Source organism: Micromonospora sp. NPDC005252 (assembly GCF_042872475.1).
GTDB lineage: Bacteria > Actinomycetota > Actinomycetes > Mycobacteriales > Micromonosporaceae > Micromonospora.
Genome location: NZ_JBIAKN010000003.1, coordinates 480,148 through 505,827 on the forward strand (window position 1 = coordinate 480,148; position 25,680 = coordinate 505,827).

Here is a 25,680-nt window from a genome sequence, read left to right on the forward strand (position 1 = left end):
CGTCGTTCGCCGACGAGGTGACCCGGGTGGCCCGTGAGGTGGGCACCGAGGGCAAGCTCGGCGGTCAGGCCCAGGTGAAGGGCGTCAGCGGTACGTGGCGGGATCTGACCGACAACGTGAACTCGATGGCGTCGAACCTGACCAGCCAGGTCCGCAACATCGCCTCGGTGACCACCGCAGTGGCGAAGGGCGACCTGAGCCAGAAGATCACCGTGGACGCGCAGGGCGAGATCCTGGAGCTGAAGTCGACGGTCAACACGATGGTGGACCAGCTCTCGTCGTTCGCCGACGAGGTGACCCGGGTGGCCCGCGAGGTCGGCATTGAGGGCAAGCTGGGCGGTCAGGCGCAGGTCAAGGGCGTCTCCGGCACCTGGCGCGACCTCACCGAGAACGTCAACCAGCTCGCCTCGACGCTGACCACCCAGCTGCGGGCCATCGCCCAGGTGTCCACGTCGGTGACCCGCGGCGACCTGACCCAGCGGATCGCGGTCAAGGCGCAGGGCGAGGTCGCCGAGCTGAAGGACAACATCAACCAGATGATCGTCACCCTCCGGGAGACGACCAAGAAGAACGCCGAGCAGGGCTGGCTGGACTCGAACCTGGCCCGCATCGGCGGCCTGTTGCAGGGCCAGCGGGACCTGGTCGAGGTCTGCCGCATGATCATGACCGAGGTGACCCCGCTGGTCGACGCCCAGCTCGGCGCCTTCTTCCTGGCCGACGACACCGACGGCAGCATGCGGCTGCGGTTGACCTCGTCGTACGGGTACGTGGCCCGCGGGCACGACGTCACCTTCGGGCCGGGTGAGGGGCTGGTCGGCCAGACCGCCCTCTCGCGCCGGACGATCCGGGTCAGCGCCTCCCCGAACAGCCGCCTCACGCTGCGCTCCGGCCTGGCGGAGACGCCCCCGTCCGACCTGGTGGTGCTCCCCGTGCTGTTCGAGGGGGAGCTGCTCGGGGTGATCGAGTTCGCCAGCGTGGCCGCCTTCTCCGAGCTGCACCTGTCGTTCCTGGAGCGGCTGGTGCTCACCATCGGCATCGCGGTCAACACCATCCAGGCCAACCGGCGTACGGAGGAGCTGCTGGCCCAGTCGCAGCGACTCGCGCACGAGTTGCAGGAGCAGTCGGCGGAGTTGCAGCGCACCAACGCCGAGCTGGAGGAGAAGGCCACCCTGCTCTCCGAGCAGAAGGGCAACATCGAGACCAAGAACCGGGAGATCGAGTTGGCCCGGCTCGGCCTGGAGGAGAAGGCGCAGCAGCTCACGCGGGCCTCGGCGTACAAGTCGGAGTTCCTGGCCAACATGAGCCACGAGCTGCGTACGCCGCTGAACTCGCTGCTGTTGCTGGCCCGGCTGCTGGCGGAGAACTCGGAGCAGAACCTCAACCCGAAGCAGATCGAGTTCGCCCGGACCATCCACAGTGCCGGCTCGGACCTGCTCTCGCTGATCGACGACATCCTGGACCTGTCCAAGATCGAGGCCGGCCGGATGGACGTCGAGCCCACCGAGATCCGCTTCGCGGAGATCCGCGGCTACGTCGAGCAGGCGTTCGCGCCGCAGGCCGAGGAGAAGAACCTCGACTTCCAGGTACGGGTCAGCAAGGATCTGCCGCCGGCGTTGGTCACCGACGCGCAGCGGTTGCAGCAGATCCTGCGCAACCTGCTCTCGAACGCGGTGAAGTTCACCGACAACGGCGCGGTGACGTTGCGGATCGCCCCGGCGGCCGAGAACGCGGTCTTCGACGTGCCGGCGCTGACCAACGCCCAGCAGGTGATCGCCTTCACGGTGATCGACACCGGCATCGGCATCTCCGACGACAAGCTGTCGATCATCTTCGAGGCGTTCCAGCAGGCGGACGGCACGACCAGCCGCCGCTACGGCGGCACCGGCCTGGGGCTGTCGATCAGCCGTGACCTGGCCCGGCTGATCGGTGGCACCATCACGGTGTCGTCGGCGCCCGGGCAGGGTTCGACGTTCACGTTGTTCGTGCCGCAGGTCCTCGCTCCGGACGCGGTGGTCGCGCCCCAGCCGCCGTCACCGCAGCGTGCCGGCCTGCCGTCGTCGCTGCTGATGCCGCCGCTGGAGCTCCTGCCGGCGCGGCCGGAGGCGCCGGCCACCCGTCAGCTGGACGGCGCCACCGTGCTGATCGTGGACGACGACGTCCGCAACGTCTTCGCTCTGACCAGCGCGTTGGAGCTGCACGGCATGACCGTGCTGTACTCGGACAACGGGGCGGACGGCGTCCGCCTGTTGGCCGAGCACCCGGAGGTGGACATCGTGCTGATGGACGCCATGATGCCGGACCAGGACGGATACGAGACGACCCGCCAGATCCGCCGTAACCACCGGTTCGCCGACCTTCCGGTCGTCTTCCTGACCGCGAAGGCGATGCCGGGTGACCGCGAGTCCGCGCTCGCGGCCGGAGGAAGCGACTACATCACCAAGCCGGTCGACCTGGATGACCTGATCGAGTTGATGTCGTCCTGGATCAGCGGCGGCCGGACCGAGGAGACTTCGTGACCCAGATGGCCAAGGCGCTGCTCGTGGACGACCGCCGCGAGAATCTGATGGCGCTGGAGGCGATCCTCCAGGGCCTGCCGGTTCAGTCGGTGGCTGTGGAGAGCGGCGAGGCGGCGCTCAAGCAGCTGCTGGTGGACGACTTCGCGGTGATCCTGTTGGACGCGCAGATGCCGGACATGGACGGCTTCGAGACGGCCAGCCACATCAAGCGCCGGGAGCGGACCCGGCACGTGCCGATCATCTTCCTCACCGCCGCCGACCGGGACGCCCAGCTCGCGCTCCGCGGCTATCAGGTGGGTGCGGTGGACTACCTGACCAAGCCGTTCGACCCGTGGGTGCTGCGGGCCAAGGTGTCGGTCTTCGTCGAGCTGTGGGTGAAGACCCGGCAGTTGGCCGCCCAGTCGGACCTGGTTCGGGAGCGCGACACGCAGTGGCGGCGGCTCACCGACGCGGTCGACGAGGCGACCACGCTGCTCCGCTCCGACGACCAGGAGTCGCGGGGCCGTGCGGTGGAGCTGCTGGAGCAGGCCCGCTGGGGCAGCTCGGCCTGACCCGGCCGGTCAGCCGTCGCCGGGGCGCAGATGGCCGGTCTGGGCCCGGCGGATCCGCCAGCGCTCGCCCAGCGAGTCGATTTCCTCCTGCACGAAGATGAAGAAGTCGCGCATCTCGGCCACCCGTTCGCCGGCCGGCGTCTGCGGGCCGTTGAGGGCGTCCACCCCGGAGCTGGCCACGTCGATGAACGTCTTGTAGATCGCGGTCTTGGTGATGGTCCCCTCGTACCAGGGGTTGTCCGGCATCCGGTAGCGATCGCGGCGGGACCGGGGGACGGGCTCGCGGATCAGCATGCCGAACTGGGTGAGATAGCGGACCGCGCCGCTGACCGCCGCCGCGCTGACCCCGAGCCGCTCGCCGATCTCGGCGGCCGTCAGGGGGTCGTCGGCGCTCATCACGGTGAACAACACCCGGGCGGCCATCCGTGGGAAGCCGACCTCGGCGAACGTGAGGGCCATCCGTTCGACGAAGAGGTGCACGGGGTCGTGGCCGTCGTCGGCTGCCATGGCGGTCCCTCCCTGCGCGGTTCGTGGGCACCGATGGTGCACCGACTCTCACTGTCTTCACAACTTTGTGAAACGAGTGTAGCTTCCGAGATATGGAAACTCCGATTGAGGTGTCCGGCCTGGTCAAGACCTTCGGCCGGACCCGGGCGCTGGACGGTCTCGATTTGACCGTCCGCGCCGGCGAGGTGCACGGCTTCCTCGGCCCGAACGGCGCCGGCAAGTCGACCGCCATCCGGGCCCTGCTCGGCCTGCTGCGGACGGACGCGGGGGACGTCCGACTGCTCGGCGGTGACCCGTGGCGCGACGCGGTGGCCCTGCACCGCCGGCTGGCGTACGTGCCAGGCGATGTGACGCTCTGGCCCAACCTCTCCGGCGGCGAGGTCATCGACCTGCTCGGCCGGATGCGCGGCGGCCTCGACCCGGCCCGCCGAGCCGAACTGCTCGACTCCTTCGAGTTGGACCCCCGCAAGAAGGGCCGGGCGTACTCCAAGGGCAACCGGCAGAAGGTCGGCCTGGTGGCCGCCCTCGCGTCGGACGTCGAACTGCTCATCCTGGACGAGCCGACCTCCGGCCTGGACCCGCTCATGGAGGAGGTCTTCCAGCACTGGGTGCGCCGGGCCAAGGCCGACGGTCGCACCGTGCTGCTCTCCAGCCACATCCTGGCCGAGGTGGAGGCGCTCTGTGAGCGGGTGACGATCATCCGCAACGGGCGGGACGTGGAGACCGGCACCCTGAGCGAGCTTCGGCACCTGCGACGCACCTCGATCGAGGCCGAAGTGACCGGCCCGGTGGACGGGCTGGGTCAGCTCGGCGGGGTACACGACCTGCGGGTGGACGGGCAGCGGGTGCGCTTCGACGTGGAGAACGCCGCGCTGGACGCCGCGCTGCGTCGGCTCACCGAGATCGGCGTACGCAGCCTGACCAGCCAACCGCCCACGCTGGAGGAGCTGTTCCTGCGGCACTACCAGGCCGAGCAGGTGCGGTCATGACCGCCCTCACCGGCACCCGGCACCTGGTGCGGCTGATCCTGCGGCGGGACCGCGTCGTGCTGCCGATCTGGATCCTCCTGCTGGCCGTGCTGCCGGCCAGCTACGCCGGCACGTACGCCGAGCTGTACCCGACCGCCGCCGAGCGGGCCGCGTACGTGGCGAGCACGGCGAGCAACCCGTCGATCGTCGCGCTGCTCGGCCCGGTGTTCGGCGACAGCGTCGGCGCGCTCACCGTCCAGCGGGCCGGCCTGCTGATGTTGTTCGCCGCGTTGGCCAGCCTGCTGACGGTGGTGCGGCACACCCGCACCGAGGAGGAGGCCGGCCGGCGGGAGTTGCTCGGCGCGACGGTCCTCGGCCGGTACGCCGGTCTGACCGCGGCGCTGCTGGTGACGTACGCCGCGAATGTGCTGCTCGGCCTGCTCACCGCCGGTGGCCTGGTCGCCGCGGGTCTGCCCGGCGCGGGTTCGCTGCTCTTCGGTGCCGGCTTGGCGCTCACCGGCGTCGCCTTCGCCACGGTCGGCGGTCTGGCCGCACAGCTCACCGAGAGCGCCGGCGGCGCGCGCGGCATCGCCCTGGGGGTGCTCGGGTTGGCCTTCGTGCTGCGGCTGGCGGGCGACGCCGGAGGGTCCGGCGGCACCGGTGGAAAGACCGAATGGCTGAGCTGGGTCTCGCCGCTGGGCTGGGCGCCCCGGGGGCGGGCCTTCGCCGGTGACCACTGGTGGGTGCTGCTGCTGCCGGTGCTGTTCGCCGCGGTGGTCGCGCTCGTCGCGTACCCCGTCTCGGTGCGCCGGGACCTCGGCGCGGGGGTGCTGCCGCCGCGGCTCGGCCCGGCCACCGCCGGTCCGCGGCTGGCCGGCCCGTTCGGGCTGGCCTGGCGACTGCACCGGGGCCCGTTGCTCGGCTGGACGGTCGGCTTCGGGCTGCTCGGTCTGGTGCTGGGCGGCGCGGCGGACGCGGCCGGCGACGCGGTGCAGGGCAACCAGCAGTTCGCCGAGATCCTGGCCCGTCTGGGCGGCACCTCGGCCCTGGCCGAGGCGTACCTCGGAAGCTCGTTGAGCCTGACCGCGCTGGCCGCCGCCGGGTACGGCATCCAGGCGGCGCTGCGGGCGCGGGCCGAGGAGACCGCCGGGCGGGCCGAACCGCTGCTCGCCACGGCGGTGAGCCGGTCCCGCTGGCTGGCGGCGCACCTGCTCTTCGCGCTGCTCGGCCCGGTGGTGGTGCTGGCCGTGGCGGGGCTCGCGACCGGGCTGTCGTACGGCCTCAGCGTGGGCGACGTCGGTGGTGAGCTGCCCCGGCTGCTCGGCGCGGGGCTGGCCCAGGTGCCGGCGGTGTGGGTGCTCGCCGGGCTCGCCGCGCTGCTGGTGGGCTGGCTGCCCCGGTTCTCCGCGGCGGCCTGGGCCGTTCTCGCCGGCTGCCTGCTGCTCGGTCAGCTCGGCGCGGTGCTGAAGCTGAGCCAGTGGGCGCTGGACGTCTCCCCGTTCACGCACACCCCCCAGGTCCTGGGCGACAACTGGACGGCCACCCCCCTGGCGGCCCTGACGGTGATCACGGCAGCCCTCCTGGCCCTGGCCCTACGCACCTTCCAAACCCGCGACATCCCCACCCAGTAACCCCCGGCCCCCTGGAACCGCGTTGATCATGAAGTTATTGCCGACAAATGGGACGGAGATTGGCAATAACTTCATGATCAACGCTGGAGGCGGCCGGGACCCAGGCCGGGGGTGGGGTGGGGTGGGGGTCAGCCGGTGGGTTGGTCGTTGCGGATCATCAGGGCGCTGCGCAGGCCGGTGATGTCCAGGACGCGGATCAGGAACTCGCCGACGTGGGTGAGCATCAGCAGGCTCTGCGCGTGACTGGCCTTGCGGCTGAGCACCACGAGCGTGCCCAGGCCCTGCGAGTCGCAGAAGGTGACGCCGCCGAGGTCGAGCACGATCCGCGGGGGCGGGTCGGCCAGCACCTCGTTGACGACGGTGCTGAGCTGGGCGGCCGTGAGCATGTCGATCTCACCGGCCAGGCGCAGCACTGCTTCGTCGCCCGTCCGGTGTAGCGTGATGGACAGTTCGGCACGATCCACCCGGTCAGCCTAGCGCGATCCAGCCGACCCGGCCTGTTGAGGCCGAGAGCCGCTGGCCGGCCTGTGTCGGGGCTGGTGACGGGTGCCGGCAGCGGGTGAGCCTGGTAACCCCGGCCCGGGGTGGCTGCTGGTTGACCGTCCGTCGCTGACACAATGGCGGCATCGTGACCGACATCGTTTCCGCCGGATCTGGCCGTTACCCGGCCAACGCGCCGGCTTCCGAGGCCCTGTTCGACCGCGCCCGCGCCATCGTGCCGGGCGGGGTGAACTCCCCCGTGCGCGCCTTCCAGGCGGTCGGCGGCACCCCGCGTTTCATGGTCCGTGGCGAGGGCCCGTGGCTGTACGACGCCGACGGTCGCCGCTACGTCGACCTGGTCTGCTCCTGGGGTCCGCTGATCCTCGGGCACGCCCACCCGGAGGTGGTGGAGGCCGTGCAGGCCGCCGCCGCTCGGGGCACCAGCTTCGGCACGCCCACCCCGGGTGAGGTGGAGCTGGCCGCCGAGATCGTCGACCGGACGCCTGTGGAGCAGGTGCGCCTGGTCAACTCCGGCACCGAGGCCACCATGTCGGCGATCCGGCTGGCTCGCGGCTTCACCGGCCGTTCCAAGATCGTCAAGTTCGCCGGCTGCTACCACGGCCATGTCGACGCGCTGCTCGCCTCCGCCGGCTCCGGCGTGGCGACGCTCGGCCTGCCCGACTCGCCCGGCGTGACCGGCGCGGCGGCCAGCGAGACGATCGTCCTGCCGTACAACGACATCCGGGCCGTCGAGGAGGCGTTCGCCGCCGAGGGCCCGCACATCGCCGCGGTGATCACCGAGGCCGCCGCCGGCAACATGGGCGTGGTGGCCCCCCGCGACGGGTTCAATCAGCAGCTCGCCCGGATCGCGCACGCACACGGCGCGCTGCTCGTGGTCGACGAGGTGATGACCGGGTTCCGGGTCTCCCGCGCCGGGTGGCACGGCCTCGACGCCTCCGACGCCGACCTGTGGACGTACGGCAAGGTCATGGGTGGTGGGCTGCCCGCGGCGGCCTTCGGCGGGCGCGCGGACATCATGGCGCGTCTCGCGCCGGCCGGCCCGGTCTACCAGGCCGGCACGCTCTCCGGTAACCCGCTGGCCTGCGCCGCAGGCCTGGCCACCCTGCGGCTGGCCGACGACGCGCTGTACCGCAAGCTCGACGACACGGCCGCCGTCGTGGGCAAGCTCGCGTCCGACGCGCTGGCCGCCGCCGGGGTCCCGCACCGTTTGTCGTACGCGGGCAGCATGTTCTCGATCTTCTTCACCGATGCCGATGTCGTCGATTACGACAGTGCCCGCACCCAGCAGGTGCCGGCGTTCAAGGCGTTCTTCCACGCGATGCTCGCCGCCGGCGTCTACCTGCCGCCGAGCGCGTTCGAGTCGTGGTTCGTGTCGGCGGTGCTCGACGACGCCGCTCTGGAGCACATCGCCGCAGCGCTGCCGACGGCGGCGAACGCGGCGGCGGCGGCTGGTCACGGAGGGTCGTAAACGGTGAGCAAGACGGTGGTCCACGTGCTCCGGCACGGTGAGGTGCACAATCCCGACCAGATCCTGTACGGGCGGCTGCCAGGTTTCCGCCTGTCCGAGCTGGGCGTGCAGATGGCCAAGGCGGCCGCGCAGGGGCTGGCCGATCGGGAGGTCGTGCACGTGGTGGCCAGTCCGCTGGAGCGCGCCCAGCAGACCGCCGAGCCGATCGCCGCCCAGTTCGGGCTGCCGGTCGGGGTGGACGAGCGGCTGATCGAGAGCGCCAACTGGTTCGAGGGCAAGAAGGTCTCCCCGGGTGACGGGTCGTTCCGCGACCCGCGCAACTGGTGGGTGCTACGCGACCCGGTGACGCCGTCCTGGGGTGAGGCGTACCGGGTGATCGCCGAGCGGATGTTCGCCGCCGTGCACGCCGCCCGCGTTGCCGCCGAGGGCCGCGAGGCGGTGCTGGTGTCCCACCAGCTCCCGATCTGGACGCTGCGCCGCTACGTCGAGCGCAAGCGGCTCTGGCACGACCCGCGCAAGCGGCAGTGCGGGCTGGCGAGCCTCACCTCGTTCCACTTCGACGGCGCGAAGGTGGTGGGCATCGGCTACAGCGAGCCGGCCGCGCACCTCATCGCCCTCTCCGCGACAGCCCGGACGGCCAAGGGGGCCTGATGACCGCCCGGAGGTGGACCGCCGGTCTGCTCGCCGCCGTCACCGCGGTGGCGCTGGTGGGCTGCACGTCGTCGAAGGGGCAGGAGAAGACCTGCTCGACCACCTCCGACGGCATCATCGAGTGCGCACCGGACCAGCGTTCGGCCCCTCCGAAGCTCGCCGGTGAGCTGCTCACCGGCGGCACCTACGACGTGAGTGCGGCCCGCGGGCAGGTCGTGGTGGTCAACTTCTGGGGCTCCTGGTGCGCGCCGTGCCGCGCCGAGGCCGACGACCTGGAAGCCACCTACCAGGCCACCAAGGGCTCCGGGGTGGGCTTCCTCGGCATCAACGTGCAGGACCAGCGGGACAAGGCCAAGGCGTTCGAGGAGGGCCGGGTCACCTATCCGAGCCTGTTCGACCCGTCCAGCCGTCTGGCGCTCGACCTGGACATCCCGCCGAACACCGTCCCGGCGACCGTGGTGCTCGACCGGGAGGGCAGGGTCGCGGTGGTGATCCGCGCCGCCGTCAAGCAGGAGGGCCTGCAACCGATCGTCGAGCGGGTCGCGGCCGAGAAGCCGGCGCCGAACTGATGGGTGAGACCTTCAGGGAGTTGGCCCAGAGCGGGCCGCTGGTGCTCGCCATCGGCGCGGCGGCGCTCGCCGGCCTGGTCAGCTTCCTCTCCCCGTGCGTGCTCCCGCTGGTCCCCGGCTACCTGTCGTACGTCACCGGTCTGGCCGGCGCCGACCTGGAGGGCCGCCGCCCGGCGACGGCCCCCGCGCCCGCCGAGACCACCGGCGGGGGTGTCGCGGTCCGGGAGCGGACGGCACCGTCGGCGGCGGTCAAGGGGCGGGTGCTCGCCGGCACCCTGCTCTTCATCGCCGGCTTCACGGTCGTCTTCGTCGCCACCGCGATCCTGTTCGCCGGCATCGGTCGGGTCTTCTTCGACTACAAGCGCGAACTGCAGATCGGCATCGGCGCGCTGATCATCGTGCTCGGCCTGGGCTACCTCGGCATGATTCCCGCCCTGCAACGTGAGTTCCGGATCTCCCGGCTGCCGTCGGCCGGCCTGCTCGGCGCACCCGTGTTCGGCGCGGTCTTCGCGCTCAGTTGGGTGCCGTGCACCGGTCCGACCCTCGGCGCGGTGATGGGCATGGCCGCCAGCAGCGGTCAGAGCGACCGCGCCGTGGTGCTCGCCGTGGCGTACTGCCTCGGGTTGGGGATACCGTTCGTCGTCTTCGGGCTGGGCTTCCAGCGCCTGCTCGGGGTCTTCCGCGCCATCCGGCGCAACAGCCGCTGGGTCACCCGGGTCGGCGGCGCCCTGCTCATCCTGATCGGCCTGGCGCTGGTCACCGGCGGATGGCAGAGCTTCGTGATCTGGTTGCAGACCACCGTCGGGGTGGGCGAGGTGAGCATCTGATGACGGTCGTCGACGACCGACCGGAGACCGTGGCTCCGGCGCCCCGGCGCCGGCCCAATCGGCTGCTGGCCCTGCTGCGCAACTCGTGGCGGCAGCTCACCAGCATGCGTACGGCGCTGATCCTGCTCTTCCTGCTGGCCATCGCCGCGATCCCCGGTTCGGTGCTGCCGCAGCGGGGGATCAGCCCGGAGAAGGTCAACCAGTACTTCACCGACCACCCGGACTGGGCCCCCCGACTGGACCGGATCGGGGCGTTCGAGGTCTTCGGTTCGGTCTGGTTCTCCGCGATCTACCTGCTGCTGTTCACGTCGCTGATCGGCTGCATCACGCCCCGGCTGCGCGACCACGTCCGGGCGCTGCGGTCCCGGCCACCGGCCGCGCCGAAGCAGTTGGCGCGGCTGCCGCAGCACGCCGTACTGCCCGCCCCAGCCGGTGGCGCGGCCGCCGTCGCCGAGGTGCTGCGCAAGCGACGCTGGCGGGTCGAGGTCCGCGGCGACGAGGTCTCCGCCGAGAAGGGCTACCTCAAGGAGACCGGCAACCTGCTGTTCCACACCTCGCTGATCGCGGTGCTGATCGGTGTCGCGCTCGGCTCGTGGTACGGCTGGAGCGGCAACCGGCTGCTCGTGGCGGGCGCGGACAACGCGTTCTGCAACACCCGCCAGCAGTACGCCGAGGCCAAGCTCGGCCCCCGCGTCGACAGCGCGGACCTGCCCCGCTTCTGCCTGCGGCTGGACGACTTCCAGGCCCGGTTCCTGCCGTCCGGCCAGCCGGAGTTCTTCAACGCCCGGGTGACCGTCGACGGCCCGGACGAGCCGACCCGCAGCGCGGACTTCTCGGTGAACTCACCGCTGCGACTCGCCGACGCGAGCGTCTACCTGCTCGGCCACGGGTACGCCCCGGTGATCCGCTACACCGACCGGTTCGGCAACAGCCAGGTCAGTGACGAGCCGTTCCTGACCACCGGCGACATGGGCCTGACCAGCGAGGGGCTGGCGGCCTTCCCGGACGCGAACGTCGACCCGGCCACCGGCAAGCGGACACCGGGTGAGCAGATGGCGTTCACCGGCATCTACCTGCCCACCGCGCCGCAGCAGGCCCCGTTCGTCCGCTCCGAGTACCCGACCGAGCGCAACCCGGCGCTGAACCTGGTCGCCTACCGGGGCAACCTCGGCCTGGACGCCGGCATCCCCGGCTCGGTCTACCAGCTCGACCAGCGGCAGGTGCGCAACGGCAAGGTCAAGGAGATCGGCAGCAAGCTGCTGCGCAAGGGCGAGAAGTGGACGCTTGACGACGGCACGACCGTCGAGTTCCTGGGCACCGAGCGGTACGTGACGCTCTCCGTCCGGCACGACCCCGGCTCGACGCCGCTGCTGGTGAGCTGCGGCGCCCTGCTGGTCGGGCTGATGGGCTCGCTTTTCGGTAGGCGCCGCCGGGTGTTCTTCCGGGTGGCACCGGCCGACCCGGCGGATGGATCTCCGACGGGCGGTAGTAGCTTGATGGAGGCCGGTGGGTTGCCGCGCACCGACTATCCAGGGTTCGCCGACGAGTTCGCCCAGCTCGTCACCGCCGTGAGCGGTGCCGACGGGGCTGCCGAGCGGGCCGGCACCGACGCTGACTCCAGCGACCGGGCCGGTGTGCGAGAAGGGACCGAGTGATGTCCGCGCTCTCCGACAATCTGGTGACCTTCGCGATCCTGACGTACCTGATCGCGATGATCAGTCACGCCGTCGAGTACGCGCTGGGCAACGCGCGTACCCGGGTCGCCGTGGCGTCGCCCGCCCGCGAGCTGGTGGGTGCGGGGGTCGGTGGTGGCGGTGGCGTCATCCCGGAGCCGCCCGCGCCGGTCCCGCCGACGGTCGACGGCGCGGCGCGTCGGGCCCGGATCGCCGGCCTGGTCGCGGTGGGTGCCACCGCGTTGGCCGCCGTGCTGCACCTCGCGGCGCTTGTCACGCGGGGTCTGGCCGCCGACCGGATGCCGTGGGGCAACATGTACGAGTTCGTGCTCACGGTGACGTTCATCGGGGTCGCGGCCTGGCTCGTGGTGCTCTGGAAGCGCCCGGCGTTGCGCAAGCTCGGGCTGTTCCTGACCCTGGTGATGGTGCTGCTGGTGGCCACCGCCGAGCTGGTCCTGTACGTGCCGATCGTGCCGCTGGTGCCGGCCCTGAACTCGTACTGGTTCGTCATCCACGTCTCGACCATCGTCTTCGCGTCCGGCATCTTCCTGCTCGGCGCGGTGCCGGCGGTCGGCTTCCTGATGCGCAACGGGTACGAGCAGGGCAAGCGGAGCTTCCCGTACACCCTCGCGAAGCGGCTGCCGGGCGCGGTCAGCCTGGAGCGGCTGACCTTCGCGCTGCACGCGTTCGCGTTCCCGATCTTCACGTTCGCGGTCATCGCCGGCGCGATCTGGGCCGAGGCGGCCTGGGGCCGGCCGTGGGGCTGGGACCCGAAGGAGACCTGGGCGTTCATCTCCTGGGTCGTCTACGCCGGCTACCTGCACGCTCGCGCCACGCCCAGCGTGAAGCGCAACGTGGCCACCTGGATCGCGGTGATCGGCTTCCTCACCATGCTGATGAACCTGTTCGGCGTGAACATCTTCTTCACCGGCCTGCACTCGTACGGCGGGCTGAACTGACCCTGGTCGACGACGCGCGGGCCGGCCACGGAATCGTCCGTGACCGGCCCGCCGTCTGTCGTTGCCCTGGTCAGCTCACGGTCACCGGGGCGATGTCGTTGCTCGGGTCGTCGTCAACCCGCGGGTAGCGGCCGTACGGCTGCACCTCGCCGGCGGCTCCGGTGAGGCTGTCGATGCGCAGGTCGAAGGTGACCGTGTGGCTCGTCCCGGCCGGGAACACGGCCCCCGGCCCGTTGCAGTACCAGGTCGTCGGGGCGTCTCCGGCGGTCTCATCGTCGCCGTTGAGCCAGCAGCCCGACGGGTTGGCGAGCACTGTGGTGCCGGCCGGCGGCACGAAGAGGAAGGCGCCGACGCCGTCACCGGAGTTGGTGGCGTCCGGGACACCGGGGCCCTCGTTGCGGAGGCCCACCGTGACCCGGACGGTGTCACCGACGGCCCCGGTGACGGTTGCGCCCTCGGCGACGATGTCGAAGGCGCCCTGGACGTTCCGCAGGTAGGTCTGCCCGCCAGCGCCGGTCACCTCGACCGGGATCACGCCGAGCGGCCGCCCGACCGCGCGCAGCCGCAGTGCCTGGTCGGCCTCGCGGCGCGCGAGTTTCACACCACTGGGCAGCGGCCCGGCGCTGGCCAGCGGCTCCACGATCTGCGTGATCCGCTTGTCGCCGAGGGTGGCCGGGCCGACAGTGGTGGCGAGCCCGCCGCGCAGCTCGTGCCGCTGGCCGGGCGCGAAGGTGCCGCGCACGGTGCAGACGGCCACGGTGGCGAGCACCTGGTCGGTGCCGTACCGGCAGTTGCGGTAGCTTGCCGGGACCAGGCCCACCGGGAAGCGCATGGTGAGCCGCAGGTCGACGGTCGGCTGGTCACCGGCGTTGACCACGGCCACCGGGACGGGGCGCGTGTCGCCCACCTCGACGCCGGAGACGTACTCGTCGACCATGTCGAGCAGGTCGGGCCCGGACCGCACGGTGATCGTCGCCTGCTGGGTGTACGCCTCGGTCTGCTCGCCGAATGCCGTGTAGTCGAGCGTGCCGGTCACGCCGTCGGCGGCACCGGGAGCGGCCCGGAACACCACCGGCACGGTGCCGGTGAGCGTGCCGAAGTCGTCGACGGCGTTCGGTGGCATCGGGCAGGTGACCGAGGTGGCCTCGGTGACGCACCAGTCGGGGAAGCTGGCGGTGGCCACGCCGGCCAGGCCGGCCAGGTCGATGGTCACCCGGGGCTGGGTGGCCCCGGTGCTGGTCAGGGTGAGCGGCACCGTCCGGGCGGGAGCACCGGGGCCGCCGACCGTCAGGTCCCCCAGCCAGCCGCTGACCCAACCGGGGTCGTCAGCGGCCGCAGCGGGACCGGCCACCACGCCGACCGCCGTGGTGGCCACGACCAGCGCGCTCAGACCGCGCAGGAGCCTGCCACGCGTAACGTGCACAGATCTCATCGATCTCCTTGGTGAGGGATGAGCCGGTCGGTAGAAGCCGGGGCTGCTGCGACCCGACCCGACCGGCACCCCTGATCCTAGAGATCGCCTGTGACAGTTCTCGATCAGTCGATCGGAGCCTGAATACCGTCGGAACGGGCCTCGCCGCGTGGCGGCGGCCCGGGTCGCCAGCGGCGCAACGCCCGCTCGACCTGGATGGTGACCTGATAGGACACCTCGGGCAGGTCGGCCAGCCCGATCCGCTCGCCCCGCAGCGCCACCTGCGCGTGCAGCTCCCGGGCGATGGTGTCGCGCAGCTCGACCAGCAGCGGCGACAACCCGTCCGGGTCGCCGTCGACGTACGCGTCCGACATGCCCCCAGCCTGCGCCGGGGTCCGGCCGTTCGGCCAGGACCGGTGAGATGTGTCCGCAGGGCTTGACCCACGCCGATGGGGTGGCGTCCTGCGCCCCGCAGGGCACCACGTCGGCGATCCGGTGTGGAGCAGGGTCAGCCGCCGAACCAGCCCGGCACGTCGAGGCGGAACCAGTTGGCCGAGGCCATCGTGCGCAGGTCGTCCTCCAGGGCGGCGACGCGTTCCTCGCCCAGGGCCTCGGCCCACTGCTCGCGCAGCCGGTCGAAGGTCTCCGCCGAGCGGCGTAGCCCGTCGGCGCCGTGTTCCGTCACCCGGACCAGCCGGCGGCGGGCGTCGGACGGATCGTCGACCCGTTCCAGGTAGCCGACGGAGACCAGCCGGTCGACCGTCTTGCCGGCCGCCTGCTTGGAGATGCCCAGCCGTTGGCCCAGCTCGGTGGCGGTGGTGCCGTGCACCCCGACGGCCTGCAACACGAAGCCGTGCAACGGGCGCAGCTCGGGATGCCCCTGCCGGGCCAGTTCGGCGTGCAGGTCGTCGATCAGGGTGCGGAAGCCGGCCAGCAGCAGCAGCGGGAGCTGGAAGCCGGGCCGGGCGGGATCAGCGGTTGCCATGTTCGACAACCACGTTTACTATTTCGTCAACCACGTTGACCATTTTACGGCGTACGCCGTGGAAGCAGGTAACCATGTCCGTCTTTCCCGTCCACACCGCCGAGACCGCACCCACCGCCGCCCGCCGGACCGTCGAGGGCGTACGCGGCCGGTTCGGCTGGCTGCCCACCCCGGTGGCGCTGATGGCCGAGTCGCCACAGCTGCTCAGCGGCTTCCTCACCGCCAGCGCGGGCTTCGAACAGACCAGCCTCGCGCCGGTGGAGCGGGAGGTGGTCATCCTGACCGTCTCCACCTCGCACGAATGCCACGTCTGCGTGGCCCTGCACACCGGCAAGCTCACCGAGATCGGCGCGAGCACCGCGCTGATCACCGCGCTGCGCGCCGGCACGGAGCTGCCCGAGCCGGGACTGGAGGCGCTGCGCCAGTTCACGCTGGCCGTGCTCAGGCACCAGGGCGCGGTGCCCGACGAGGAGTTGGAAGCCTTCCTGGCGGCCGGCTACCAGCCCCGGCAGGCGCTGGAGGTGGTGCTCGGCGTCGGGGCGTACACGATGTCCGCCTTCGCCAACCGGCTCACCCGCGCGCCGCTCGACCCGCCGCTGGCCGCCCACGCCTGGGCGCCCGCCGCCTGACCGCCGCATCGCCCGCCGCCCGCAGGGCTGACCAGCGGCGGCGGCCCTCAGCCCGCACCGAGGAAGTCGCGCAGCAGGGCCAGCATCTCGTCCGGGCGTTCCTCGTACAGCCAGTGTCCGCAGTCGTCGATCACTTCGCCGCGGACCGTGTCGGCGTACCGGCGGACCTGCTCGGCGACCTGTCCACCGAGGCTGGCCGACGCGCCGACGGCCAGCACCGGCATCGTCAGCTTCGTGGCCCGGTACGCCGCGTTGTCGACGATGTCCTGATCGAACGCCCGGAAGTAGGCGAAGCTGGCCCGCAGGTGCGCCGGGTCGCGCAGGTGGCGGGCGTACTCCTCGATGTCGGGAGCGGCGATGCTGCTCTTGCGCACCATCAGGGCATCGGTGAACCGGTCCACCCAGAGCGACTCCCGCCCGCGGACCAGCTCCTCCGCGAGCCCGTTGCCGATCGAGAAGAAGCCGAAGTTCCACACCCCCGGCCCGGCCGCGGTGAGCGCGGGGAACGTGTAGATGCTCTCGTCGGGAATCGGCGCCTCGGTGAGCGCCAGCCGGCTCACCCGCTCCGGATGGGCGGCGGCGTACGCGTACGCCACCATCGTTCCCAGGTCGTGCCCGACCACTCGCAGGTCGGCGGTCAGGCCGAGCTGGTCGAGCAGTCCGTGCAGGTCAGCGGCCACCGTCTTCTTGTCGTACCCGCCGGCGGCGGCGTCGCTGTCCCCGAAGCCGCGCAGGTCGGGCGCGACCACGTCGTAGGAGCGTCCCAGCTCGGGCAGCAGGTGCCGCCACATGTGCGAACACTGCGGATAGCCGTGCAGCAGCACCAGTGGCGGGCCGCTGCCGCCCCGGACGTAGTTCATGGTGATCTCGCCGATCCGCGCCTGTTGCTCAGTAAACCCCGCCGGCATCCGCTCCGCCCCCATCGCTGCCTCCGTCCGCCCGCTTTGAGACTCGCGATACCCCGATATGGCCGTTGGATGCTGACTCAGGGTCGCGAGTTCGCTACCTTGCGGCAGGCGGATCGATGTGGTCCTTCATTCACGGCGGGAGGCGGGCGAATGGCCCCAGTGGTGTCGACGGTGGCGATGATCCGGGACCAGCTCCGCCGGTCGCGGCTCGCGGCCGGCATGAGTCAGGAGGAGTACGGCAAGCGGGCGCACTACTCGCCCTCCATGGTGTCGGCGGTCGAGTTGGGCCAGACCGTGCCCAACCTGGCGTACCTGACCCGGGCCGACGAGGTGCTCGACACCGGTGGGCTGCTGGTCTCGCTGCGGGAGCTGGGCCGGCGAGACGGTGAGCCGGTCTGGTTCCGGCCCTGGTTGGAGGTCGAGCGGGTCGCCACCCAGTTGCGAGAACAACGAGGTGGCGACCCTGCTCGGAAGGTGGGAGAGTCTGCGCAGTGACGCGCTGCCCCGGCAGCAGTCCATCGACCTGCTCGAGGAGATCGTGAAGCCATGGATCTGACCGGAGCCCGCTGGCACAAGTCCACCCGGAGCGGCAACAACAGCGGCGCCTGCGTCGAGGTCGCCGACAACCTGCCCGGCCGGGTGCACGTCCGCGATTCCAAGGACCGCGACGGTGGCGTGCTGACCTTCAGCCCGGCCGCGTGGCGCGCCTTCGTCGAGCTGGCCCGCACCGACTGACCGCGCCGAACTTCCGCGCCGCCGGTCTAGGAGCTGTCGCCGGGCGGTGGCCCGCGCCAACCCGCCGGCGGCCGCTGCCGCCCGCTGGCGGGCCGCGCCACCCGCTGGCGGCCGCGCCACCCGCCAGAGCCGCGGACAGCCGTCGACCCCGGGCCGTCGCGGGTGTCACAGCACCCGCTGTGGGCCACCCCGGACCCGGTGCGGGAGACTGGGCGTCATGGCGGCTCGTGGCTTCCCGTACACCGATCTCAAGGACTTTCTCGCGGCGCTGGAGCGCGCGGGGGAGCTGCGTCGGGTCGACGTCCCCGTCGACCCGACCCTGGAGATCAGCGAGGTAGTCACCCGCACGGTGCGCGCCGGTGGGCCGGCGCTGCTCTTCGAGCACCCCACCCGGGGCGAGATGCCGGTGGCGATCAACCTGTTCGGCACCGAGAAGCGGATGGCGATGGCCCTCGGCGTCGACTCGCTGGACGAGGTCGGCGCCCGGATCGGCGCGTTGATCAAGCCGGAGCTGCCGGTCGGCTGGTCCGGCATCCGCGAGGGCCTGGGCAAGGTCATGCAGCTCAAGTCGGTGCCGCCGCGCAAGGTCAAGACCGCGCCCTGCCAGGAGGTCGTCTACTCCGGCGACGACGTCGACCTGAACCGGCTGCCGGGGTTGCAGGTCTGGCCCGGCGACGGTGGGATCTTCCACAACTATGGGCTGACCCACACCAAGCACCCGGAGACCGGCAAGCGCAACCTGGGCCTCTACCGGCTCCAGCAGCACGGCCGGAACACGCTGGGCATGCACTGGCAGATCCACAAGGATTCGACCGCGCACCACGCGGTCGCCGAGCGGCTCGGCCAGCGCCTGCCGGTCGCGATCGCCATCGGTTGCGACCCGGTCGTCTCGTACGCGGCCAGCGCGCCGCTTCCCGGCGACATCGACGAATATCTGTTCGCCGGGTTCCTGCGCGGCGAGCGGGTGGAGATGGTCGACTGCCTCACCGTCCCGTTGCAGGTGCCGGCGCACGCGCAGATCGTCCTGGAGGGCTACCTGGAGCCCGGCGAGCGGCTGCCCGAGGGCCCGTTCGGCGACCACACCGGCTACTACACGCCGGTCGAGCCGTTCCCGGTGCTGCACATCGAGACGATGACCACGCAGCGCGACCCGGTCTACCACTCGATCGTCACGTCGAAGCCGCCGCAGGAGGACCACGGCCTCGGCAAGGCCACCGAGCGGATCTTCCAGCCGCTGCTCAAGCTGATGATCCCGGACATCGTCGACTACGACCTGCCGGCCGCCGGGGTGTTCCACAACTGCGCGATCGTCTCCATCCGCAAGCGCTACCCGAAGCACGCGCAGAAGGTGATGAACGCGATCTGGGGCGCGCACCTCATGTCGCTCACCAAGCTGATCGTGATCGTCGACGAGGACTGCGACGTGCACGACTACAACGAGGTCGCCTTCCGCGCGTTCGGCAACGTCGACTACGCCCGTGACCTGCTGCTGACCGAGGGTCCGGTGGACCACCTCGACCACTCGTCGTACCAGCAGTTCTGGGGCGGCAAGGCCGGCGTCGACGCGACCCGCAAGCTGCCCACCGAGGGCTACACCCGCGGTTGGCCGGAGGAGATGACCATGGCCCCGGAAGTCGCGGCCCTGGTCGACAAGCGCTGGAAGGAGTACGGGATCTGATGGCCGTCCTCGACGCACCGGTTGAGAAGCCGGGCCGGGTCAAGTCCTTCCTCAAGCTCGTCGCGATCGAGCACTCGGTGTTCGCGCTGCCGTTCGCGTACCTGTCGGCGCTGACCGCCATGCAGGTCAACGGCGGGCACGTGCGGTGGCTCGACCTGCTGCTGATCACCGTGGCGATGGTCGGCGCGCGGACGTTCGCGATGGCCGCCAACCGGATCCTCGACCGGCGCATCGACGCCCGGAACCCGCGTACCGCCGGACGGGAACTGGTCACCGGGGCCGTGAGCGTGCGGACGGCCTGGACCGGCGCGGCCGTCGCGCTTGTGGTGTTCCTCGCCGCCGCCGCGCTGCTCAACCCCCTCTGCCTGGTACTGGCGCCGCTCGCCGTGGTGCCGCTGGTCGTCTACCCGTACGGCAAGCGGTTCACCAACTGGCCGCACGCCATCCTCGCGATCGCCCAGGCGGTCGGCCCGGTCGGCGCCTGGCTCGCGGTCACCGGCACCCTGGACGGCTCCTGGCCGGCCTGGCTGCTCGGCGCGGCGGTCGGCCTGTGGATCGGCGGCTTCGACCTGATCTACGCCTGCCAGGACTCCGAGATCGACCAGGAGATCGGTGTGCGCAGCGTGCCCGCCCGGTACGGCCGGCGCTTCGCCCTGCACGCCTCCACCGTCGCGCACGTGGTGACGTTCGCGCTGTTCATCTGGTTCGGCGCGCTGGTCGGCTTCGGTTGGCTCTGGTGGATCGGGCTGGCGTTGACCGCTGTCGCGTTCGGCTACCAGCACCTGGTGGTCAGCCCGACCGACCTCAGCAAGGTCAACCGGGCGTTCTTCACCGCCAACGGCTTCGTCGGCATCGCGCTGTTCGTGTTCGCCCTGCTCGACCTGGTGATCCGCCTCGACCTGCGTTCCTAGGCGTTGGTCGGGTAGCGGGCGCTCTCCAGCGTCCAGTCGATGGTGCCGCGCACCGCGTACGCGACCCCGTCGAGATGGTCGGTGACCGCCTCGTCCAACGCCGGCCCGAACGACGGCACGGCGGCGCGGAGCGCCACGAACTGTCGCATCGACTCCCGCCAGCGCTCGGCCACCCGGTCGACCGCCTCCGCCGCCGACACGCCCTGCTCGGCCTGCGTGGCCAGGACCAGGTTGTGCCCGCCCGAGGTGGCCCGGTCCCGGTCCAGCGAGGCCACGTCGTTGTACCAGGAGAGCAGGTCGTTGCCGGTGCGCGCGACCTGCCGCAGCAGCGGGTGATGGTAGACCGCATCGGGCAGCGGTCGGCCGCTGACGAACTCCACCAGCGGGTACGACACCTCCGCCGCCGAGGTTTCCCGCCGCAACTCGACGTACTCGCCGACGCTGGGACGGCGGCCGGCCTCCTTGTTGACCGCCTCCCGCCAGGTGCCGTCGAGGTGCCGGGCCACCGCGTCGGCGAAGCGCTGCCGCCACCGGGCCGGCATCCGGCGGCGCGGCTCCCGCCAGGCCAGCACCAGCAGCCGCCGCAGCGGACCGGTCAGGCCGCCGTGCCGGAGCCGGGGGCCGTCGTGCAGCAGTGCCAGCGTCCCGTCGCGTAGCGCCCGGATCTGCGCCGGATCGAGCCGGTTCGGCCCGTCGCACGCGTCGTCGACGAGGAAGAACCAGGTGAAGAGGGCGGTCAGCACCCGCAGGTCGGCTTCGCTGGCGTCCGGGTAGAGCCGCCCCGCGTACCGGGCGAAGCCGCCCCGGGCCAGCCGGTGCAGCGCGGCGTCGTCCAGCGGCAGCCCCAGCTCGGGCAGCAGACCGAGCAGCCACTGCTGGACCCGGTCCGCGTGCGGCGAAGACCGGGCCGGAATCGGGCATTCGGCGCGCAGCGCCCAGAGGACCTCGCCGGTCGTCACCGATGCCTCCCGCGCGATCTGCTCCCGGTGCGAATCGCCACCGGCAGCATGTCAGGTCGGCGGGACGAGCAGAGACCCGCCCGGACATCTCGGACGGCTCGCGTCGACCGGATCGCGGGGGTGCACACCGGCGTGCGATGCCGACCAGGCAGGCTGAGGGTATGCGGGAACCATGGGTGGTCGGGGTCTCCGGAGCCTCCGGCACGCCGTACGCGGCAGCCGTCGTCGGCGGGCTCCTCGACGCGGGCGAGCCGGTGGACCTCATCGTGTCCCGGGCGGCACGGCTCACCGTGCTCGACGAGACCGGCCGGTCGTTCCGCGACGCGCACTGGGCCGAGGACCTCGCCGCCTGGCTCGGCCGGGACCTGACCGACGCGGACGTACGGCACTGGCCGGCGGGTGACCTGGCCGCCGGGCCCAGCAGCGGCTCCTACCGGGTACGCGGAATGGCGGTCGTGCCCGCGAGCACGGCGGCCTGCGCGGGCATCGCGATCGGGCTCTCCAAGGACCTGCTGCAACGCGCCGCCGAGGTCAACCTCAAGGAGCGCCGACCGGTGGTGGTGGTGCCCCGGGAGACGCCGGTGACCCGCAGTCACCTGGAGCATCTCCTCGCGTTGCACGACGCCGGGGCGGTGGTGCTGCCGGCCAGCCCCGGCTTCTACGGCGCGGGCGCGGCGGCCAGCGCGCAGCAACTGGTCGACTTCGTGGCCGGCAAGGTGCTGGACGTGCTCGGCGTGCCACACACCCTGTTCCGCCGCTGGTCCGGCCAGCTCGGCGCGGCCCGGGGCTGAGCCGTCGGCTCAGCCTGTTCGGCCGGGACGCCCGGCCGGTTGTCGCAGCGGGACGCGGACCGGACTGGTGTCCGGTCCGCCTGACGTTGTCCGCACCAGTTCAGTACATGCCGGCGTTGGCCGGACCCGGCCCGGTGGAGGCAGCCGGACCCACGTTGCGTGGCTTTCCGACCTCGTCCACCTCGTCCAGCATGCCCTCCCCCTCAAGCAGGGCCCGCACCTCGGATTCCCGAAACCGGCGATGCCCGCCTGGAGTCCGGATGCTTCCTATCCGGCCGGCCGCCGCCCATCTCGTCACAGTTTTCGGGTCCACCCGAAACAGCGCGGCGACCTCACCCGGTGTCAGCAGGCGATCTCCAGTGTCCACAGCCCCCTCCTCGCGTCGACGAAGCCCCTGGCTGAACACACTGCCCCCGGCTGGTGCGAGCCCAGAGCCGTCATGAGGGACGTATGGCAATTACAGCACCAGGGACCTGGCCTGTCCGCCAAACGCGAAAAATGCACTGACTGGGAAGTTAGTAAATGGTACTGGTGCAACCCCTACCTAGACGGTCAGTTTATGAACGGTTACTCACTGTTCTGACCAACGGATGCCGAAGGCGTCGCGTTACGCCCAACACGTTAAGGTCACTCTCCGTGGACGCCATCGACCTGAGCCTCGTCGACCTGCTGCGGGGCAACGCCCGCCTCTCGTACGCCGAGCTTGCCCGGCAGGTGGGCCTCTCCGCCCCCGCCGTGCACGAACGCGTCGGCAAGCTGGAGAGCAGTGGCGTGGTCCGGGGCTACCGCGCGGACGTGGAACCCGAGGCGATCGGCCTGGGTGTCACGGCGCTCATCGGCATCGTCGAGGACTCCGGCGCGGACTCCGACGACATGCTGGAGTCGCTGCGGGTGCTGCCCGAGATCGAATCCTGCTACTTCATGGCCGGCGTCGAGTCGTTCCTGCTCAAGGCCCGGGTCGGCACGATCGCCGAGCTGGAGCAGCTCATCGTGCGGCTGAACCGGACCCCCGGGGTCGCCTCGACGCGCACCGCCATCGCCCTCTCCACCAAGTGGGAGAACCGCCCCCAGCCGCTCGGCCCGCCGCCCGCCTGACCCTGCTGCGCCGCGTACCCCTGGTGTCGTCCGGCGCGCGGCGGTAGCGTGCGCCGATGACCTCGCCGGGACGCGGCGCGGCCGTGGTGACCGGGGCCGCCGGCGGCCTGGGCCGCGCCGTCGCCGCCGCGCTGCACGCCGACGGCTGGTCGGTGCTGCTCACCGACCTCGACCCGGACGCGGCAGCGGCCGCCGCCGTGCCGTTCGGCGGCTGGTCGGCCGCACTGGACGTCCGCGACGAGGCCGCGTGCGCCGAGATCGCGGCGACCGCCGCGAGTCGAGGCGGCCTCGGCCTCTGGGTCAACAACGCCGGCATCCTGGTCACCGGCCCCTCCTGGGAGCACGACGGGCCGACCCGCCGCCGGGTGCTCGACGTCAACGCGCTCGGTGCCATGAACGGCACACTCGCCGCGCTGGCGGTCATGCGCGACCAGGGCCACGGCCACGTCCTGAACATCGTCTCGCTGGCCGGGCTCATCGCCGCACCTGGCGAGACGGTGTACGCCGCCAGCAAGCACGCACTGCTGGCCTTCAGCCTCGGCACCCTCTCTGACCTGCGGATGGCCGGGTACCGGCGGGTGCACGTCTCCTGCCTCTGCCCGGACGGCATCTGGACCCCGATGCTGCACGACCGGCTGGACGACCCGGGCGCGCTGGCCTCGTTCACCGGGTCGATGCTGACCCCGCAGCGGGTGGCCGCCCGGGCGGCCCGGCTGGCCCGCCGGCCCCGCCCGGTGGTCAGCCTGCCCCGCTGGCGAGGCGCCCAGGTCCGGCTGCTGGACGCCCTGCCCCGACTCGCCGTCGGACTGAGCCCTCTCGTCCAGGCCGTCGGCCGGGCCGGGCAACGCCGACAGTCACGCCGCTCGACGCCTCCGGACCGCGGCTGAGCGCCGCTGGCCTGCTTGCTAGGTTTCCCGCGTGACTCATCTCGACCGGTGCGACGAGGCCAGCCGCAGCTGGGTGACCGAGGCGATCGCCGCCGTCGAGGCGGACGCGAACCGCTCGGCCGACACCCACCTGCTGCCGTTCCCACTGCCACGGGACTGGGGAATCGACCTCTACCTCAAGGACGAATCGTCACACCCGACCGGCTCGCTGAAGCACCGGCTGGCCCGTTCGCTGTTCCTCTACGGCCTCTGCAACGGCTGGATCGGGCCGCGCACCACGATCGTCGAGGCGTCCTCGGGCTCCACGGCGGTCTCCGAGGCGTACTTCGCCCGGATGCTCGGGTTGCCGTTCATCGCCGTGATGCCCGCCTCCACCTCGCCCGAGAAGATCACGCAGATCGAGTTCCAGGGCGGCCGTTGCCATCTGGTGGACGACCCGGCGGGCGTCGTGGTCGAGGCCCGCTGGCTGGCCGAGGACTCCGGCGGCCACTTCATGGACCAGTTCACGTACGCCGAGCGGGCCACCGACTGGCGGGGCAACAACAACATCGCCGAGTCGATCTACGCGCAGTTGGGGCTGGAACGCCACCCGATCCCGGCGTGGGTCGTCGTGGGCGCCGGCACCGGGGGCACCAGCGCCACCATTGGCCGGTACGCCCGCTACCGCCGCCTGGCCACCAAGCTCTGCGTCGTCGACCCGGAGAACTCCGCCTTCTATCCGGCCTGGCTGGCCGCCGACTGGTCGGTGCGCACCGGCAGGGGCTCCCGCATCGAGGGGATCGGTCGGCCCACGGTCGAGGCGTCCTTCCTGCCGTCGGTCGTGGACCGGATGGTCCAGGTGCCGGACGCCGCCTCGCTGGCCGCGATGCGCGCCGGCTCAGCGGTGCTCGGCCGCCGGGTGGGCGGCTCCACCGGCACCAACCTGTGGGGCGCGTTCGGCCTGATCGCCGAGATGCTCGCCGAGGGCCGGACCGGCTCGGTGGTCAGCCTGATCTGTGACGCCGGTGACCGGTACGCCGACACGTACTACTCCGACGACTGGGTGGCCGCCCAGGGCCTCGATCTGGCGCCCCATGCCGCCACCATCGAGCGCTTCCTGACCAGCGGCGCCTGGCCCGCCTGAGCAGCGCGTTCCCGGCCCGCAGGTCTCGCGGGCTCCGGCCTCCGGTGCGGGGCCGGCTTCGCGCGTCGGCGTGTCGGATCGGCTCGGTCACCGCGGGTCGATGCGCTCCGCCAGGCCGGGGTAGCGCACCACGTAGCCGTCGGCGTCCAGGTCGATGTCGGCCGTGAAGGTGCCGCTGGCGAACCGGACCCGGCCCGGCCCGAGCCCGGTGTAGATCTGCTCGGCCGGCACCACCTCCAGGCCGGGCAGCAGCACCCACGCGACGGTGATCCGGCGCGGCATGTCGGCCGGCCCGCTGGTCAGCCCGAGCCGGCGCACCGGGACGGCATTGAACAGCGGCGAGCCGCTCAGGTCGACGTCGAGCGCCTCGGCCAGGCGATCCGGGTCGTCGGTGCCCGGCAGGCCGGACCGGGGATGCCCGGCCCTGGTCAGCGCCGCGTCCAGGTCGCCCTGCTCGGCGGTGGTCACCCGCCACCGGGACGCGGCCCGCTCCAACGTCACCCGGCGCAGCCAGCCCGACCCCTCGGCCTCGACCTCGACGCGGGCGGTGCTCCAGTCGGGCGCCGTGGTCAGCCGGTAGCGGGCGGTGAACGGAATCGGGTCCACGGCGAGCAGCGTGCCCCGCGCCGCCAACCCGTCGCCGTCGGTGAACAGAGCCTGCTCACTGCCGGCGGTGTCCGTCCGGGACCAGAAGATCGACTTCGCCATGGTCGCCATGAGCCGGACGTTACGCGACCAGACCGACAT

The 25,680-nt window shown here is 71.8% G+C and carries 27 protein-coding genes and 1 pseudogene; 19 read left to right on the forward strand and 9 right to left on the reverse strand.

The genetic code is table 11. The annotated features are described in order from the left end of the window. A partial coding sequence (locus ACFYPH_RS11875; protein WP_387181146.1) for an ATP-binding protein occupies positions 1–2,516 on the forward strand: 2,516 nt, incomplete at its 5' end. Then, on the forward strand, positions 2,513–3,067 hold the full coding sequence (locus tag ACFYPH_RS11880) for a response regulator (protein WP_354853752.1): 555 nt from the start codon (positions 2,513–2,515) through the stop codon (positions 3,065–3,067). The genes ACFYPH_RS11875 and ACFYPH_RS11880, both read left to right, overlap by 4 nt. Before the next feature lie 9 nt (positions 3,068–3,076). Here ACFYPH_RS11880 and ACFYPH_RS11885 read toward each other — a convergent pair whose 3' ends face one another. Beyond that, the gene (locus ACFYPH_RS11885; RefSeq protein ID WP_363935215.1) at positions 3,077–3,574 is read right to left on the reverse strand and encodes a helix-turn-helix domain-containing protein; all 498 of its coding nucleotides are present in this window, start codon (positions 3,572–3,574) and stop codon (positions 3,077–3,079) included. A gap of 92 nt (positions 3,575–3,666) precedes the next feature. Here ACFYPH_RS11885 and ACFYPH_RS11890 point away from each other — a divergent pair, with 92 nt between their 5' ends. Continuing rightward, entirely contained in the window at positions 3,667–4,563 is an 897-nt protein-coding gene (locus tag ACFYPH_RS11890; RefSeq protein ID WP_387181149.1) for an ATP-binding cassette domain-containing protein, read from the forward strand. Next, the gene (locus ACFYPH_RS11895; RefSeq protein ID WP_387181152.1) at positions 4,560–6,173 is read left to right on the forward strand and encodes an ABC transporter permease; all 1,614 of its coding nucleotides are present in this window, start codon (positions 4,560–4,562) and stop codon (positions 6,171–6,173) included. The genes ACFYPH_RS11890 and ACFYPH_RS11895 overlap by 4 nt, the downstream gene beginning before the upstream one ends. Before the next feature lie 128 nt (positions 6,174–6,301). Here ACFYPH_RS11895 and ACFYPH_RS11900 read toward each other — a convergent pair whose 3' ends face one another. Further along, positions 6,302–6,637 (reverse strand): STAS domain-containing protein, encoded by a 336-nt coding sequence (locus tag ACFYPH_RS11900; protein ID WP_272614785.1) that lies wholly within the window; start codon positions 6,635–6,637, stop codon positions 6,302–6,304. 164 nt (positions 6,638–6,801) lie between these two features. Between ACFYPH_RS11900 and hemL the strand changes: the two genes are divergently transcribed. From hemL to ccsB, 6 genes are read left to right on the forward strand one after another with little or no spacing between them, the layout of a single operon-like run. After that, positions 6,802–8,142: a glutamate-1-semialdehyde 2,1-aminomutase gene (gene hemL, locus ACFYPH_RS11905; protein WP_387181155.1), complete on the forward strand. Its 1,341-nt coding sequence runs from the start codon at positions 6,802–6,804 to the stop codon at positions 8,140–8,142. A 3-nt stretch (positions 8,143–8,145) separates the two neighbouring features. Then, positions 8,146–8,793, forward strand: coding sequence for a histidine phosphatase family protein (locus ACFYPH_RS11910; RefSeq protein ID WP_355064747.1), 648 nt, complete (start codon positions 8,146–8,148; stop codon positions 8,791–8,793). After that, positions 8,793–9,362, forward strand: coding sequence for a TlpA family protein disulfide reductase (locus ACFYPH_RS11915; protein WP_387181158.1), 570 nt, complete (start codon positions 8,793–8,795; stop codon positions 9,360–9,362). The genes ACFYPH_RS11910 and ACFYPH_RS11915 overlap by 1 nt, the downstream gene beginning before the upstream one ends. Then, positions 9,362–10,189, forward strand: coding sequence for a cytochrome c biogenesis CcdA family protein (locus tag ACFYPH_RS11920; protein WP_387181161.1), 828 nt, complete (start codon positions 9,362–9,364; stop codon positions 10,187–10,189). The genes ACFYPH_RS11915 and ACFYPH_RS11920 overlap by 1 nt, the downstream gene beginning before the upstream one ends. Next, the gene (locus ACFYPH_RS11925; protein WP_354853774.1) at positions 10,189–11,844 is read left to right on the forward strand and encodes a cytochrome c biogenesis protein ResB; all 1,656 of its coding nucleotides are present in this window, start codon (positions 10,189–10,191) and stop codon (positions 11,842–11,844) included. Before ACFYPH_RS11920 ends, ACFYPH_RS11925 begins: the two co-directional genes overlap by 1 nt. Further along, entirely contained in the window at positions 11,844–12,821 is a 978-nt protein-coding gene (ccsB, locus tag ACFYPH_RS11930; RefSeq protein ID WP_387181165.1) for a c-type cytochrome biogenesis protein CcsB, read from the forward strand. Before ACFYPH_RS11925 ends, ccsB begins: the two co-directional genes overlap by 1 nt. Before the next feature lie 70 nt (positions 12,822–12,891). Here the strand turns inward: ccsB and ACFYPH_RS11935 are convergent, their stop codons facing one another. From ACFYPH_RS11935 to ACFYPH_RS11945, 3 genes are all read right to left on the reverse strand, one after another. Then, positions 12,892–14,253, reverse strand: coding sequence for a hypothetical protein (locus tag ACFYPH_RS11935; protein WP_354853778.1), 1,362 nt, complete (start codon positions 14,251–14,253; stop codon positions 12,892–12,894). 104 nt (positions 14,254–14,357) lie between these two features. Continuing rightward, on the reverse strand, positions 14,358–14,606 hold the full coding sequence (locus ACFYPH_RS11940) for a hypothetical protein (protein ID WP_354853781.1): 249 nt from the start codon (positions 14,604–14,606) through the stop codon (positions 14,358–14,360). 134 nt (positions 14,607–14,740) lie between these two features. Beyond that, the gene (locus ACFYPH_RS11945) at positions 14,741–15,217 is read right to left on the reverse strand and encodes a MarR family winged helix-turn-helix transcriptional regulator (protein WP_387181168.1); all 477 of its coding nucleotides are present in this window, start codon (positions 15,215–15,217) and stop codon (positions 14,741–14,743) included. A 74-nt stretch (positions 15,218–15,291) separates the two neighbouring features. Here ACFYPH_RS11945 and ACFYPH_RS11950 point away from each other — a divergent pair, with 74 nt between their 5' ends. After that, positions 15,292–15,846, forward strand: coding sequence for a carboxymuconolactone decarboxylase family protein (locus ACFYPH_RS11950; RefSeq protein ID WP_387181171.1), 555 nt, complete (start codon positions 15,292–15,294; stop codon positions 15,844–15,846). A 47-nt stretch (positions 15,847–15,893) separates the two neighbouring features. Here the strand turns inward: ACFYPH_RS11950 and ACFYPH_RS11955 are convergent, their stop codons facing one another. Continuing rightward, positions 15,894–16,769 carry an alpha/beta fold hydrolase gene (locus ACFYPH_RS11955; RefSeq protein WP_387181174.1) on the reverse strand — a complete coding sequence of 292 codons (876 nt, stop codon included), beginning with the start codon at positions 16,767–16,769 and terminating at the stop codon, positions 15,894–15,896. A gap of 162 nt (positions 16,770–16,931) precedes the next feature. On the opposite strand from ACFYPH_RS11955, the pseudogene ACFYPH_RS11960 reads away from it, so the two are divergent. From ACFYPH_RS11960 to mqnP, 4 genes and pseudogenes are all read left to right on the forward strand, one after another. Next, positions 16,932–17,198: pseudogene (locus ACFYPH_RS11960) on the forward strand (multiprotein-bridging factor 1 family protein); the annotation flags it as partial. A 102-nt stretch (positions 17,199–17,300) separates the two neighbouring features. After that, on the forward strand, positions 17,301–17,489 hold the full coding sequence (locus ACFYPH_RS11965) for a DUF397 domain-containing protein (protein ID WP_387181177.1): 189 nt from the start codon (positions 17,301–17,303) through the stop codon (positions 17,487–17,489). A 217-nt stretch (positions 17,490–17,706) separates the two neighbouring features. Further along, entirely contained in the window at positions 17,707–19,167 is a 1,461-nt protein-coding gene (locus ACFYPH_RS11970) for a menaquinone biosynthesis decarboxylase (RefSeq protein ID WP_363939059.1), read from the forward strand. Then, on the forward strand, positions 19,167–20,078 hold the full coding sequence (mqnP, locus tag ACFYPH_RS11975; RefSeq protein WP_354853795.1) for a menaquinone biosynthesis prenyltransferase MqnP: 912 nt from the start codon (positions 19,167–19,169) through the stop codon (positions 20,076–20,078). The genes ACFYPH_RS11970 and mqnP overlap by 1 nt, the downstream gene beginning before the upstream one ends. On the opposite strand, the gene ACFYPH_RS11980 is transcribed toward mqnP, so the two are convergent. Then, positions 20,075–21,037, reverse strand: coding sequence for a terpene synthase (locus ACFYPH_RS11980; protein WP_354853798.1), 963 nt, complete (start codon positions 21,035–21,037; stop codon positions 20,075–20,077). The two genes, mqnP and ACFYPH_RS11980, sit on opposite strands and share 4 nt — an antisense overlap. 161 nt (positions 21,038–21,198) lie before the next feature. Between ACFYPH_RS11980 and ACFYPH_RS11985 the strand changes: the two genes are divergently transcribed. After that, complete coding sequence (locus ACFYPH_RS11985; protein WP_387181181.1) at positions 21,199–21,828, forward strand: UbiX family flavin prenyltransferase; 630 nt, start codon at positions 21,199–21,201, stop codon at positions 21,826–21,828. Positions 21,829–21,928: 100 nt separating this feature from the next. On the opposite strand, the gene ACFYPH_RS11990 is transcribed toward ACFYPH_RS11985, so the two are convergent. Further along, the gene (locus ACFYPH_RS11990; protein ID WP_007454516.1) at positions 21,929–22,195 is read right to left on the reverse strand and encodes a BldC family transcriptional regulator; all 267 of its coding nucleotides are present in this window, start codon (positions 22,193–22,195) and stop codon (positions 21,929–21,931) included. A 269-nt stretch (positions 22,196–22,464) separates the two neighbouring features. Between ACFYPH_RS11990 and ACFYPH_RS11995 the strand changes: the two genes are divergently transcribed. From ACFYPH_RS11995 to ACFYPH_RS12005, 3 genes are read left to right on the forward strand one after another with little or no spacing between them, the layout of a single operon-like run. After that, positions 22,465–22,923, forward strand: a complete 459-nt coding sequence (locus ACFYPH_RS11995; RefSeq protein ID WP_354853802.1) for an Lrp/AsnC family transcriptional regulator — start codon at positions 22,465–22,467, stop codon at positions 22,921–22,923. Between the two features lie 56 nt (positions 22,924–22,979). After that, a complete protein-coding gene (locus tag ACFYPH_RS12000) occupies positions 22,980–23,810 on the forward strand; it encodes an SDR family oxidoreductase (protein WP_354853805.1) in 831 nt (276 codons plus the stop codon). A 31-nt stretch (positions 23,811–23,841) separates the two neighbouring features. Then, on the forward strand, positions 23,842–24,933 hold the full coding sequence (locus tag ACFYPH_RS12005; RefSeq protein WP_387181184.1) for a PLP-dependent cysteine synthase family protein: 1,092 nt from the start codon (positions 23,842–23,844) through the stop codon (positions 24,931–24,933). Between the two features lie 87 nt (positions 24,934–25,020). Here the strand turns inward: ACFYPH_RS12005 and ACFYPH_RS12010 are convergent, their stop codons facing one another. Beyond that, complete coding sequence (locus ACFYPH_RS12010) at positions 25,021–25,641, reverse strand: putative glycolipid-binding domain-containing protein (protein ID WP_355064801.1); 621 nt, start codon at positions 25,639–25,641, stop codon at positions 25,021–25,023. Positions 25,642–25,680 lie beyond the last annotated feature (39 nt).

What these genes read in the sequence shown, in the direction of transcription:
- ACFYPH_RS11885 (WP_363935215.1), bottom strand. Translation starts at nt 3,574, where the DNA reads ATGGCAGCCGACGACGGCCACGACCCCGTGCACCTCTTCGTCGAACGG.
- ACFYPH_RS11890 (WP_387181149.1), top strand. Translation starts at nt 3,667, where the DNA reads ATGGAAACTCCGATTGAGGTGTCCGGCCTGGTCAAGACCTTCGGCCGG.
- ACFYPH_RS11895 (WP_387181152.1), top strand. Translation starts at nt 4,560, where the DNA reads ATGACCGCCCTCACCGGCACCCGGCACCTGGTGCGGCTGATCCTGCGG.
- ACFYPH_RS11915 (WP_387181158.1), top strand. Translation starts at nt 8,793, where the DNA reads ATGACCGCCCGGAGGTGGACCGCCGGTCTGCTCGCCGCCGTCACCGCG.
- ACFYPH_RS11920 (WP_387181161.1), top strand. Translation starts at nt 9,362, where the DNA reads ATGGGTGAGACCTTCAGGGAGTTGGCCCAGAGCGGGCCGCTGGTGCTC.
- ACFYPH_RS11925 (WP_354853774.1), top strand. Translation starts at nt 10,189, where the DNA reads ATGACGGTCGTCGACGACCGACCGGAGACCGTGGCTCCGGCGCCCCGG.
- ccsB (WP_387181165.1), top strand. Translation starts at nt 11,844, where the DNA reads ATGTCCGCGCTCTCCGACAATCTGGTGACCTTCGCGATCCTGACGTAC.
- ACFYPH_RS11935 (WP_354853778.1), bottom strand. Translation starts at nt 14,253, where the DNA reads ATGAGATCTGTGCACGTTACGCGTGGCAGGCTCCTGCGCGGTCTGAGC.
- ACFYPH_RS11940 (WP_354853781.1), bottom strand. Translation starts at nt 14,606, where the DNA reads ATGTCGGACGCGTACGTCGACGGCGACCCGGACGGGTTGTCGCCGCTG.
- ACFYPH_RS11945 (WP_387181168.1), bottom strand. Translation starts at nt 15,217, where the DNA reads ATGGCAACCGCTGATCCCGCCCGGCCCGGCTTCCAGCTCCCGCTGCTG.
- ACFYPH_RS11950 (WP_387181171.1), top strand. Translation starts at nt 15,292, where the DNA reads ATGTCCGTCTTTCCCGTCCACACCGCCGAGACCGCACCCACCGCCGCC.
- ACFYPH_RS11955 (WP_387181174.1), bottom strand. Translation starts at nt 16,769, where the DNA reads ATGGGGGCGGAGCGGATGCCGGCGGGGTTTACTGAGCAACAGGCGCGG.
- ACFYPH_RS11965 (WP_387181177.1), top strand. Translation starts at nt 17,301, where the DNA reads ATGGATCTGACCGGAGCCCGCTGGCACAAGTCCACCCGGAGCGGCAAC.
- ACFYPH_RS11970 (WP_363939059.1), top strand. Translation starts at nt 17,707, where the DNA reads ATGGCGGCTCGTGGCTTCCCGTACACCGATCTCAAGGACTTTCTCGCG.
- mqnP (WP_354853795.1), top strand. Translation starts at nt 19,167, where the DNA reads ATGGCCGTCCTCGACGCACCGGTTGAGAAGCCGGGCCGGGTCAAGTCC.
- ACFYPH_RS11985 (WP_387181181.1), top strand. Translation starts at nt 21,199, where the DNA reads ATGCGGGAACCATGGGTGGTCGGGGTCTCCGGAGCCTCCGGCACGCCG.
- ACFYPH_RS12000 (WP_354853805.1), top strand. Translation starts at nt 22,980, where the DNA reads ATGACCTCGCCGGGACGCGGCGCGGCCGTGGTGACCGGGGCCGCCGGC.
- ACFYPH_RS12010 (WP_355064801.1), bottom strand. Translation starts at nt 25,641, where the DNA reads ATGGCGAAGTCGATCTTCTGGTCCCGGACGGACACCGCCGGCAGTGAG.